Annotated in this window: 12 protein-coding genes; 2 read left to right on the plus strand and 10 right to left on the minus strand. The window is 66.6% G+C overall.

Annotation, left to right across the window (positions count from 1 at the left end):
- A partial coding sequence (locus ACK4TH_RS07320) for a cyanophycin synthetase family protein (protein ID WP_409624421.1) occupies nt 1–617 on the minus strand: 617 nt, incomplete at its 3' end.
- 180 nt (nt 618–797) lie between these two features.
- Here ACK4TH_RS07320 and ACK4TH_RS07325 point away from each other — a divergent pair.
- Together ACK4TH_RS07325 and ACK4TH_RS07330 are read left to right on the plus strand one after the other, a co-directional pair.
- Nucleotides 798–3,086, plus strand: coding sequence for an ABC transporter ATP-binding protein (locus ACK4TH_RS07325; protein WP_409624424.1), 2,289 nt, complete (start codon nt 798–800; stop codon nt 3,084–3,086).
- A 5-nt stretch (nt 3,087–3,091) separates the two neighbouring features.
- Nucleotides 3,092–3,577, plus strand: coding sequence for a DUF1854 domain-containing protein (locus tag ACK4TH_RS07330; RefSeq protein WP_409624427.1), 486 nt, complete (start codon nt 3,092–3,094; stop codon nt 3,575–3,577).
- A gap of 33 nt (nt 3,578–3,610) precedes the next feature.
- On the opposite strand, the gene ACK4TH_RS07335 is transcribed toward ACK4TH_RS07330, so the two are convergent.
- The 9 genes from ACK4TH_RS07335 to ACK4TH_RS07375 all read right to left on the minus strand — a co-directional run.
- Nucleotides 3,611–4,387 carry an ABC transporter ATP-binding protein gene (locus tag ACK4TH_RS07335; RefSeq protein WP_409624430.1) on the minus strand — a complete coding sequence of 259 codons (777 nt, stop codon included), beginning with the start codon at nt 4,385–4,387 and terminating at the stop codon, nt 3,611–3,613.
- Nucleotides 4,388–4,427: 40 nt separating this feature from the next.
- Nucleotides 4,428–5,558, minus strand: coding sequence for a succinylglutamate desuccinylase/aspartoacylase family protein (locus tag ACK4TH_RS07340; RefSeq protein WP_409624433.1), 1,131 nt, complete (start codon nt 5,556–5,558; stop codon nt 4,428–4,430).
- Entirely contained in the window at nt 5,559–6,272 is a 714-nt protein-coding gene (locus tag ACK4TH_RS07345) for an ABC transporter permease (protein WP_409624436.1), read from the minus strand.
- 18 nt (nt 6,273–6,290) lie between these two features.
- On the minus strand, nt 6,291–6,986 hold the full coding sequence (locus ACK4TH_RS07350; RefSeq protein ID WP_409624439.1) for an ABC transporter permease: 696 nt from the start codon (nt 6,984–6,986) through the stop codon (nt 6,291–6,293).
- A gap of 65 nt (nt 6,987–7,051) precedes the next feature.
- Nucleotides 7,052–7,831 (minus strand): ABC transporter substrate-binding protein, encoded by a 780-nt coding sequence (locus tag ACK4TH_RS07355; RefSeq protein ID WP_409624442.1) that lies wholly within the window; start codon nt 7,829–7,831, stop codon nt 7,052–7,054.
- Between the two features lie 232 nt (nt 7,832–8,063).
- Nucleotides 8,064–9,578, minus strand: coding sequence for a tripartite tricarboxylate transporter permease (locus tag ACK4TH_RS07360; protein ID WP_409624445.1), 1,515 nt, complete (start codon nt 9,576–9,578; stop codon nt 8,064–8,066).
- Nucleotides 9,579–9,588: 10 nt separating this feature from the next.
- Nucleotides 9,589–10,080, minus strand: coding sequence for a tripartite tricarboxylate transporter TctB family protein (locus ACK4TH_RS07365; RefSeq protein WP_409624448.1), 492 nt, complete (start codon nt 10,078–10,080; stop codon nt 9,589–9,591).
- Nucleotides 10,081–10,173: 93 nt separating this feature from the next.
- A complete protein-coding gene (locus tag ACK4TH_RS07370; RefSeq protein ID WP_409624451.1) occupies nt 10,174–10,845 on the minus strand; it encodes an ankyrin repeat domain-containing protein in 672 nt (223 codons plus the stop codon).
- Nucleotides 10,842–11,377 (minus strand): TatD family hydrolase (locus tag ACK4TH_RS07375; protein WP_409624454.1); only part of this gene is annotated, 536 nt, incomplete at its 5' end. The genes ACK4TH_RS07370 and ACK4TH_RS07375, both read right to left, overlap by 4 nt.

An 11,377-nucleotide genomic window follows, 5' to 3' on the forward strand; every position in this document is an offset into this window, starting at 1 on the left:
GTCTCGGCGGTCCAGATACGGCGCTGGCGCGCACCGTAGCCCAACTGCACCAGGTTGCCTTCGGTCAACCGGATGTGCGGAATGCGGCGCGCCGTCGCGGCATCGACGATGGCCGCGGTGCTCGGTCCGAGGGCATGGCGGTCGATCAGGCCTTTGAGGCCCTTGACCGCCGCTTCCACGTCATAGGGTTGGTTCTCGATGCCGGCCATGAGCAGGTCACGCGCGTCGAGCAGGGCCTGGCGGGCGACTTCCTCCTGGCGGGCGCGGATCACCAGCTTATAGATGCCGCGCTCGCTCGTGGAGCGGGTCTGCCCGAAGCTGGTGGCCATGCCGGCCAAGTTCAACAACTCGATGGCCACGTGTTCCATGATGTGGCCCGGCCACGTGCCTTCGCGCAGCCGCTGCAGAAAGCCGCCCCGCTCCCCGACGCCGCAATGGTGCTCGATCAAGCCCGGCAGCCAGGCCGTCAGCCGCTCGTACAGGCCAGGAATGGTGTTGGAGGGGCAGTCCTCGAGGTCGCCGATGTCGATCAGCGCCTCGATCACGGCCCGGTAGGTCCAGAGGTTGGGTCCGCGCAGGTGGTGCATGCGCAGGATCCGGATGGTCTTGTGCGACATGGAAAAAACGTTGTAGGGTCGAACGGGCTCGACCGTCGCCGTGCGGGCCGCTGCGCGATCCGTCGCATCCACGCAGCACGGGTCGGCCGTAGAATGCGACGCCCGCGCGCCGGTATCGCCAATGGATATTGTGATCCAGCGGCCCGACACTGGTGGCATTTGGTGAAACGAAATTGCAACATGTCGTATCCGACGCCAACGACCCCCCCCTGGGCGGGACTGCCCGCAGCGTGGCGCCCCGCCGTTGAGCGCGCCGAGGTGGCCGGGGAGGGGGCGGCTGGTGGCGTTTGGCTGCTGACCGACCTCGACACCGAACTTCGCTTTCGCGAGGGCTTGCTGTGGATCGCGGCCGGTCGGCTGTGGTGGGCGGCCGAGCCGCAGGCCACGCCGGTGAGTTGGCCCATCGAAGCCGGTCTGGCCCTGTGGATGAGCGACCACAACGGCGTGGCCGCGCTGGAGCTGGTGCGCGAAGCCCGCGACGGCGCTCCCGCCGAGCGGCTGGCGGTGTGGCGCTACACCCTGGGGCGCCAGGTGCCCGCGCGGCGGTTGATGGAGCGCTTCGAGGCCCTGCGCGATGCCGGCGGCCGCCCGGTCGCGGCCCCCGACGCCGCTGCGTTGCAGTGCCCGGTCTGCCATGCCCCGATGGAGCCCGAGGACGACGAATGCGCCGTCTGCGCCCAGGTGGTGCACACGCCACCGTCCACGCTGACGCTGTTGCGGCTGTGGCGTTTTGCGCGGCCCTACCGGTGGCAGTTGCTGGCGGGGTTTTTGTTGACGCTGGCCGCCACGGCGGCCACCCTGGTGCCGCCGTACCTGACCATCCCCCTGATGGACGATGTGCTGATCCCCTACCAGAGCGGGCAGCCCATCGACGTGGTGCGGGTGGGCTGGTTGCTCGGCGGCCTGCTCGGGGCCGCGCTGCTGGCCTGGGGCCTGGGCTGGGCCAAGACCTACATCCTGGCGCTGGTGTCCGAGCGCATTGGGGCGGATCTGCGCACCACCACCTATGAGCATCTGTTGGGCTTGTCGCTGGAGTATTTCGGCAACCGCCGCACCGGCGACCTGATGGCGCGCATTGGGTCGGAGACCGACCGCATCAACATCTTCTTGTCGCTGCACCTGCTGGACTTCGCCACCGACGTGATCATGATCGGCATGACGGCGGTGATTCTGTTTTCGATCAGCCCGACGCTGGCGCTGGCGACCTTGCTGCCGCTGCCGCTGATCGCATGGTTGATCCACGTGGTGCGCGATCGGCTGCGCACGGGTTTTGAGAAAATCGACCGCGTCTGGGCCGAGGTGACGAGCGTGCTGGCCGACACCATCCCCGGCATCCGCGTCGTCAAGGCGTTTGCGCAGGAGGGGCGCGAAGCCGAGCGTTTTCGCGAGGCCAACCGGCACAACCTCGCGGTCAACGACCGGCTGAATCGGCTGTGGTCACTGTTTTCTCCGACGGTGTCGCTGCTGACCGAAATCGGCCTGCTGGTGGTGTGGGGCTTTGGCATTTGGCTGGTGGCGCGCGGTTCGGTTACGGTGGGCGTGCTCACCGCCTTTTTGGCGTATATCGGGCGCTTCTACACCCGGCTGGACTCGATGAGCCGCATCGTCTCGGTGACGCAGAAGGCCGCTGCCGGCGCCAAGCGCATCTTCGACATTCTGGATCACGTCTCCAGCGTGCCTGAGCCGGCCCAGCCCGTGCCGATGCCCGCAGTGCAGGGGCGTATCGAGGTGCGGGGCGTGGCTTTCCGCTACGGCAACCGCTCGGTCATCCAGGGGCTGGATCTGGATGTGCGCCCGGGCGAGATGATCGGCCTGGTCGGCCACAGCGGCTCGGGCAAGAGTACCCTGGTCAACCTGATCTGCCGCTTTTACGACGTGGCGGAGGGGCAGATTCTGGTGGATGGCGTGGACATCCGGCAACTGCGCGTCGCCGACTACCGCCGCCACATTGGTCTGGTGCTGCAGGAGCCGTTCCTGTTCTTCGGCACGATTGCCGAAAACATCGCCTACGGTCGCCCCGATGCGACGCGCGAGGAGATCATCGCCGCCGCGCGCGCAGCGCATGCGCACGACTTCATCCTGCGCCTGCCGCAGGGCTACGACTCGCTGGTGGGCGAGCGCGGCCAGGGCCTCTCCGGTGGCGAGCGCCAGCGCATCAGCATCGCGCGCGCGCTGCTGATCGACCCGCGCATTCTGATTCTGGACGAGGCCACCTCGAGCGTGGACACCGAAACCGAGAAGGAAATCCAAAAGGCGCTGGATAACCTGGTGCGCGGGCGCACGACGATCGCCATCGCGCACCGCCTGTCCACCCTGCGCCGGGCCGACCGGCTGGTGGTCATGGACAAGGGCCGCAAGGTGGAGGAGGGCAGCCACGACGAGCTGATGGCGCGCCAGGGCGCCTACTGGCGGCTGTACCAGGCGCAGGCCCGCCAGGCCGAGGCCGAGCGAGAACTGTTGAGGGACTGACCGCCATGACGACGAGCCTGCCCGCCACCCAAGCCCCTGAACTGCGCCGCAACAGCGCCGGCCGCCTCGAATGGCGCGGCCCCGATGGCGAATGGATCCGTGGGGTGGTTCCGGTGCGTGCCTTCCCGATCCAGGCCCCCGACCGGCATATCTCGCTCGTCGGGCCGGACGGTCATGAAGTCGCCTACGTCGAATCGCTGGCGACGCTGGCTGCGCCGACCCGCGCGTTGATCGAGCAGGCATTGCACGAGCGGGAATTCACTCCCGTCATCCGGCGCTTGCTGGAGGTCAGCAGCTTTGCCACCCCCAGCACCTGGACCGTGGAGACCGACCGCGGCGTCACACGCTTCGTCCTCAAGGGCGAGGAGGACATCCGCCGCTTGGCGCGCGACGTGCTGCTGATCCAGGACAGCCACGGCGTGCAGTACCTGATCCGTCGTCCCCTGGAGTTGGACCGGCACAGCCGGCGTCTGCTCGATCGTTTTCTGTAACAAAACCCATTATTCATCAATGGGTTGATTCCGTTACTTCAAGTTTCCGCTAAGGAATTGTTGTAGCCGTTCGCTGCGCGGCGACGTGAGCACCTGCCGCGGGTCGCCCTGTTCCTCGATGCGGCCCTGGTGCAAAAAGACGACGTGGTTGGACACCTCGCGGGCAAAGCCCATCTCGTGGGTCACCACCACCATCGTGCGGTGCTCCTCGGCCAGACCCTGCATGACGCGCAGCACCTCGATCACCAGCTCCGGGTCCAACGCGCTGGTCGGCTCGTCGAACAGCATCACCTCGGGTTCCACCGCCAGCGCGCGTGCAATCGCCACCCGCTGTTGCTGGCCGCCGCTCATGTGCGCGGGGTAGCGGTCTTCCACGCCCTTGAGGCCGACCCGATCCAGGTACTTGCGCGCGGTGACGACCGCCTGCTCGCGCGGTACCTTCAGCACATGAACGGGCACCTCGATGATGTTTTGCAGCACCGTCATATGGCCCCAAAGGTTGAAGTTCTGGAACACCATGGCCAGCCGGGTGCGCAGGCGTTGCAACTGGGTGGGGTCTGCGGCCTGGAGGTCGCCATCGGCGCCGGGCTTGAGCCGCAACTCTTCGCCGGCCACGACGATGCGCCCTGCGTGCGGCCGCTCGAGCAGGTTGATGCAGCGCAAAAACGTGCTCTTGCCCGACCCGGAGCTGCCAATGATGCTGATCACATCGCCGGCGCGCGCCGTGAGGGAGACACCTTTGAGCACCTCGTGCGCACCATAGCGCTTGTGGATGTCTTCGACCTGGAGTTTGACGGGGGCAGTGCTCATGACAAGGGATGCGTAGGGACCGGCAGGGGGCAGGAGGGGCTCATTCGGACAACAGATAGCCTTGGCGCACAGGCCGGCTGCCGGCTACCTTGGCCACCGTCAGTCCGGCGGGGGCATAGCGCTCGCGGGCCCGGGCGTACAGCACGCCGCCCTGGACGGTGCGCAGGGTCGTGGTGTGGCCAGTGATGGGGTCGATGACCTCGGCGACGGCGTCGCCGGGGGCCAGCCGCGCGCCGGTGTCGGCCAGAAATACGAGCACGCCGGGGCAGGGCGCCTTCAACGGCTCGGAGCCGGCCAGCGGCGTGGGGGCGCAGGCTGGATCGGGCATGGGCCCCGGGTCGCCGGCCACCGCGCCCAGGTGCTGCAAATATCGCCAGATGCCATCGGCATCGCGGGCCGCCCAGGCGTGGCCGACGTCGGCTTCGCCGCGCAGTTCGACCGTCGCGCTGGCGCAGGCTTGGGGCAGCGGCACCGGGCGCCCCGCCGCTGACAGGCGCGCCGCCAACTGCGACCACAGACCGGAGAGCTGCTCGTCGAATGGCTGCCCGCCAGCGCCGTAGTCGGCAACCAGCACCGTCTGCGCCTGCAGCCAGCGCGCCAGGGGTTCGAGAGTTGGCCAACAGGCGGTCTCGCTGTACAGGTGCAGCACGGCTTCGGAATCGCAGTGCAGATCGAGCACGACATCGGCATCGGCCGCCAGACGGAACAGCGCCAGCCGCAAGCCTTCGAGCTCGGTGACCGGTGTTTGCTCGGCCAGCCAGTCGAGCACGGCCCGCCGCACCCGCCGAACATTCTCCACCGCGTCGGCGCCCAGGGCGTGGCCCACCCGCTCGAACGCCACCTGGGCCAGGTCCGGATAGCCGCGGTTGAAGTTCTCGGAGGTGTTGAGCTCGAAGCGGCCCATGGGCCGGTGGTCAATGCGCTGCGCCAGTCCGATCGGGTTGGCCACCGGGACGAGCACGACTTCGCCCCGGATGGCGCCCTCCGCCTCGGCGGCGGCGAGCCTGTGGCGCAGGTGGTGCGCCACCAGCATGCCGGGCAGCTCGTCCGCGTGCAGGCTGGCCTGGATGTAAACCTTGGGGCGGGCTCCAGGCGTGCCGAAATGCAGGCTGGTGACCGTGCGGGCACTGCCGAGGCTGGTGCAGGGCAGGGTGTGGTGACGGACGTCCATTCAGGTGCGGCGCGGCGCCAGGTGGGCGAGGAAGCGGCGCTCGGCCAGCTTGAACATGCCCACCAGCGTGAATGTGATGCCGAGGTAGATGGCCCCGGCGAACAGATAGGCCTCGAAGGGCAGGTAAAAGTCGGAGTAGACCCGGCTGGCCGCCGCCGTCAGATCCGTCATCGCGGGCACGGTGCTGGCCAGACTCGTGCTGTGCAGCATCATGACCACCTCGTTGCTGTAGGCCGGCAGCGTGCGCCGCAGTGCACTGGGCATGACGATGCGCCAGAGCACTTGGCGGGGCGACATGCCCATCGCGCGCGCGGCCTCGATTTCGCCGTGCGGAGTTTCGCGGATGGCTCCGGCGAGCATCTCGGCCGTGTACCCCGCCGTGTTCAGGGCAAAGGCGAGCAGGGCGCAGAAGAACGCCTCTTTGAACCAGGTCCACGGCCAGATCTCGTCCCAGCGCGCCTGGATCCACTCCAGCTGCGCAATGCCGTAATAGATCAGGTAGACCTGGATCAGCAGCGGCGTGCCGCGGATGACGTAGGTGTAGCTGCCGACCAGCCAGCGCAGCCAAGCATGGCGGCTGTTGAGCGCCAAAGCCAGAAACAGGGCCAACACGCCCCCGACCGCCAGGGACGACAGCAGCAGCTTCAACGTGGTCCACAGCCCTTGGCCATAGAGCTCGAGCTGCGCCGGTTCGAAAATCACGGACCAGTTCACGGTGACACGCCCGCTCGATCAACCCTGCCACGAGGTGACGCGCCGCACCCCGAGGCTGAAACGGTCGTTGAGGCGACGCAGCGCCCACAGCGACGCCGACGTGTAGATCAGAAACAGCGCCCCCACGAACAAAAAGAAAAAGAACGGCTCGCGCGTTGCGGCCGAGGCCTGTTTGGCCAGAAACGTCATGTCCTTGAGCCCGATCAGGCTGACCAGGGCGGTGCTTTTGATCAGCACCAGCCAGTTGTTGGTGAAGCCGGGCAGGGCGTAGCGCACCATTTGCGGCAGGGTGATGCGCACGAAGGTCTGCAGCCGGCCCATGCCGAAGGCCCAGGCCGCCTCCATCTGCCCGCGCGGAATGGCCAGAATCGCCCCGCGAAAGGTCTCGGTCATGTAGGCGCCGTAGATGAAGCCGATGGTCAGCACGCCTGCGACGAAGGGGTTGATGTCCACCGGCTCGGCGCGGCCGAGCGACTCCAGCAGCGCGTTCAGTCCGATCGTGCCGCCATAGAAGACGAGCAGCATCAGCACCAGCTCCGGCACGCCGCGCACCACGGTGGTGTAGACCGTGGCCACGCCGGTGAGCCACCGGCGCCCGGAGAGCTTGGCGGTGGCGCCGAGCAAGCCCAGCACGATCGAGACGGCCAGCGACAGCAGCGACACCGCCACCGTCAGCAGCGCGCCTTCGAGAATCGCGGGAATGTAGTCGAGCATGTGCCAATGAAAGACGCGTCGCGCCGGTGCCCACCGGCGGGCGACGCGCCGTTCATCCCGTCAGATCAGTTGCCGTACGGATCGAAGTCGAAGTACTTCTTGGCGATTTTCTCGTACGTGCCGTCGGCGCGAATCGCCTTGATCGCCGCGTTGATGTCGGCCTTGAGTTTGTCTTGGCCTTTGCGCATGCCCACCCCGACGCCGTAGCCGAAGTACTTGACGTCGTACAGGTCCGGGCCGACGAAGCCGTAGCCCTTGCCCTCCGGCTTGCGCAGGAAGCCGCCACGCACCTCGACCTTGTCGGCCACGGTGCCGTCGAGCCGGCCCGATTTGATGTCCAGATACACCTGGTCCTGCGCCTCGTAGGGGATCACCTGCACACCGGCGGGCTTGAGCTCACCCATGGCGTACTTCTCTTGCGTGCTGCCCTTGAGCACACCGATCTTCTTGCCCTTGAGCGAGGCCGGGCCGCTGTAGGGCGTGCCCTCCTTGACGACGATGCCGCTCGGGGTCTTGTAGTACTTGTCGCTGAAGTCGATGACCTTTTGGCGATCATCGGTGATCGACATCGAGCTGATGATGACGTCGTACTTGCGCGCCTGCAGTCCGGGGATCATGCTGTCCCACACCTGTTCGACGTACACACACTTGCGGTTGAGCTTGGCGCAAATGGCCTCGGCAATGTCGACGTCGAAACCGGTCGGCTTGCCATCGGGGGTCTTGTAGGTGAACGGCTCGTAGGTCGCATCGATGGCGACCTTCAGTTCGTTGCCCTGGGCCTGAACGGCACCGGAGGTGACGACGGCGGCGAGACCGATGGCTTGCAGGATATGGCGGCGCTTCATGAGGGTATCACCCGAAGTTGAACATGTGCGCCATTGTAGACAGGCAAGCGCACCGTGCCGAGGTGTGGTTTTCCCTGTGACGGGGCTGTGACAGCACTGCCGTTGCTTGGATTCCTTGACTTAACATAATACGCATTGTGGAACATTTGTCGGGAAGCCCAAGCCCGCCGCCATACTCATACAGATGGCGCGGCCGACGCGACGCCACCAGACTCCCGGGCCATGGCGGACGTCAGTCCTCCGCAAACGCTTCTTCGCGGCGTTTTTTGATCGACGGCAGCGCCACGACGATCAGCAGCAACACGGCGGCGATCAGCAGACCCGCTGACAGCGGCCGGGTCACGAAGACGCTCCAGTCCCCGCGCGACAACAGCAAAGCGCGACGCAGGTTTTCTTCCATCATGGGGCCGAGGATCAGGCCCAGCAGCAGCGGCGCCGGCTCGCAGCCCAGCTTGATGAAGACATAGCCCAGAACGCCGAACAACCCCACCATCCACACGTCCCAGGTGTTGTTGTTGGTGGAATACACGCCGATCGCGCAAAACAGCACGATGGCCGGAAAGAGCCAGCGGTACGGCACCGTCAGCAGTTTGATCCAGATGCCGATCAGCGGCAGGTTGAGGATGACCAGAATCGCGTTGCCGATCCACATGGAGGCGATCAGCCCCCAGAACAGGTCCGGGTTGTTGGACATGACCAACGGTCCGGGCTGGATGTTGTGGATCGTCATGGCGCCCACCATCAGCGCCATCACGGCATTGGGTGGAATGCCCAGCGTCAGCAGCGGGATGAACGACGTTTGCGATCCGGCATTGTTGGCCGCCTCGGGGGCCGCCACGCCACGAATATTGCCCTGCCCAAACGGCTTTTCGTCCGGGGCCAGGCGGGTTTTCTTCTCGATCGTGTACGCGGCAAAGGACGACAGCAAGGCGCCGCCGCCCGGCAGGACGCCCAGGATGGCCCCGAGCGTCGTGCCGCGCAGGACGGCTGGCGTCATCAGCCGGAAATCGCGCAGTGAAGGAAACAGCCCCTTGAGTTTGGCCGTGAAGACTTGCCGCTGCTCGGCGGGCTGCGAGAGGTTGTGGATGATTTCCCCGTAGCCGAAAACGCCCATCGCGATGACGATGAAGCCGATGCCATCGATCAGCTCAGGGATATCGAAGGTGTAGCGGGCGACGCCGGAGTTGATGTCGGTGCCGACCATGCCGATCAGCAGGCCCAGGATGATCATCGCGATGGCTTTGAGCAGCGCCCCGGAGGCCAGCACCACGGCGCCGATCAACCCCAGCACCATCAGCGAAAAGTACTCGGCCGGACCGAACTCGAAGGCCAATTCCGTCAGCGGAATGGCAAACGCGGCGAGCACCAGCGTGCCCACCGTCCCGGCAAAAAAGGAGCCGATCCCTGCCGCAGCCAGCGCCGGCCCCGCCCTGCCCTGGCGCGCCATCTGGTAACCGTCCAACGTGGTCACGACGGAGGATGCCTCGCCCGGCAGATTGACCAGAATGGCCGTCGTCGAGCCGCCGTATTGCGCCCCGTAGTAGATCCCGGCCAGCATGATCAGCGCGGCAACGGGGGGCAAGGCATAGGTGGCCGGCAGCAGCATGGCGATCGTCGCCACGGGCCCCAGCCCCGGCAACACGCCAATGAGCGTCCCCAGCACACAGCCGATGAAGGCATAGATCAGGTTCTGGGTGGTGAAGGCGACCGAGAATCCGAGCGCCAGATTGTTCAGCAGATCGGTCACGACATTCCCCTCAACCCGAAATGAAGGCCGGCCAGGCCTGGAACGGCAGCCCCAGCAGGCGGATGAACAGCACGTCGCTGGCGGTGGCCAGGACGATGGCCAGAATCGCGACTTCGCGCGGCTGGAAGCGGTCCCCCGCGATCGAGGCGACGACGACGAGCGCGACCACGGACGCGATCAGCCCCATGGGCGGCAAGCCGATGGCGGGCAGTCCCCCCAACAGGATGCCAAAGAGCACATTGGCGCCGATGATGTACAGCAGCGGCTTGAACGCGATGCGCCCCAAGTCCCCCGCGGGGTCGCGGGTGTCGCCGAGCGATTTGAGCGTGATGAGTGCGCCCAGAATCGCCAGGATGACGCCGAGCGCCAGGGGAAAGTAGCCCGGCCCCATACGGGCCGAGCTGCCCACCTCGTACTCCAACGCGCCGATGGCAAAAGCGCCGCCGGTGACGGTGAACAGCAGTCCGGCGACGAAATCTTTCTGGTTGCGGATGGCCAGCACGGTTTCTCCTCCAACGATGACGCTGCGGATTGTCCCCAATTCGACACCGTGCCGCCTCCGGGTCTGCCCTGGGCTTGGACGCGGGCAGGCCGGCTACCAGGTGCCCCGGGGTTGGCGCGCCCGGATGGCCGCCGCGATCAGATCGATGACGCTCTGTCGGCTCACCTGGCGGGCAAAGTCGATGGCGTCCAGCCCCTGCTGGTTGCGCAGCGTGGGATCCGCGCCCTCCTCCAGCAGCAGGCGCACCACCTCTTCGCGCCCGTAGCGGGCGGCCATCATCAGCGGGGTCGTGCGGTTGGGGGATTCGGCATCGATGTAGGCATGGTGCTCCAGCAGCAACCGCGTGATCGCCGGCGCATGCCCGCCCTTGTTGGTGGCTGCGTAGTGCAGCGGTGTCCAGCCCGGCCGGTTGACCTGCGCGCCCCGGGCCAGCAACTGCTGCACCAAATCCAGATGGTCGCGCAGCGCGGCCATCATCAGTGCGTTCTCGCCGGCCGCGTTGACCGCATCCACGTCGACCGCGGGCTGTGCGATCAGGTAGCGCGCCACCGCCACGGCGTCGCGTTGCAGGGCCAGCACCAGGGCTGGGTTGAGGTCGGGATCTGGGGTATTCAGGTCGAGGCCGCGCGCGTGCAAATCCCGGACCGTGGACAGGTCGTCGCGGATGACCGCGGTGATGAACTGGTCGTAGGCGCGTTGCGCCTGCACCCCGCCAGAGGATAAAAAAACCGCAATCGAAAAAAGAAGATAGAGAATCTTTTTCATGCGATTTCTGCGCGGGTGGGCGGGACCGCCCGGGCGGCACGGGTGAACAACCGATCAAAGTTGGCGCTGGTGGCCTCGGCCACGGCATCGACGCTCAGGCCCTTGAGCTCGGCCAGTTGCGCGGCCACATGCGGCACATACGCCGGGGTGTTGGTTTTGCCGCGGTGCGGCACGGGGGCCAGGTAGGGGCTGTCGGTCTCGATCAGGCACCGATCGAGCGGCACGAAGCGGGCCACCTCCCGCAGGTCGGCGGCGTTCTTGAACGTGAGAATCCCCGAAAACGAAATGTAGAACCCCAGGTCCAGCGCCGCGCGCGCGACCTCGCGGGTTTCGGTGAAGCAGTGGAACACCCCTCGGGCCTGCGGGCGCTCCAGAGGGGCGTCGGCCGCAAAACCGCCCTCTTCCCGCAGAATGGCCAGCGTGTCGTCCGAGGCGCTGCGGGTGTGGATGATCAGCGGCAGATCGGTCTGGCGAGCGGCCCGGATGTGGATCCGAAAGCGCTCGCGCTGCCATGCCATGTCGGCCACCGTGC

The organism is Tepidimonas sp. (assembly GCF_046292505.1).
Classification (GTDB): domain Bacteria; phylum Pseudomonadota; class Gammaproteobacteria; order Burkholderiales; family Burkholderiaceae_C; genus Tepidimonas.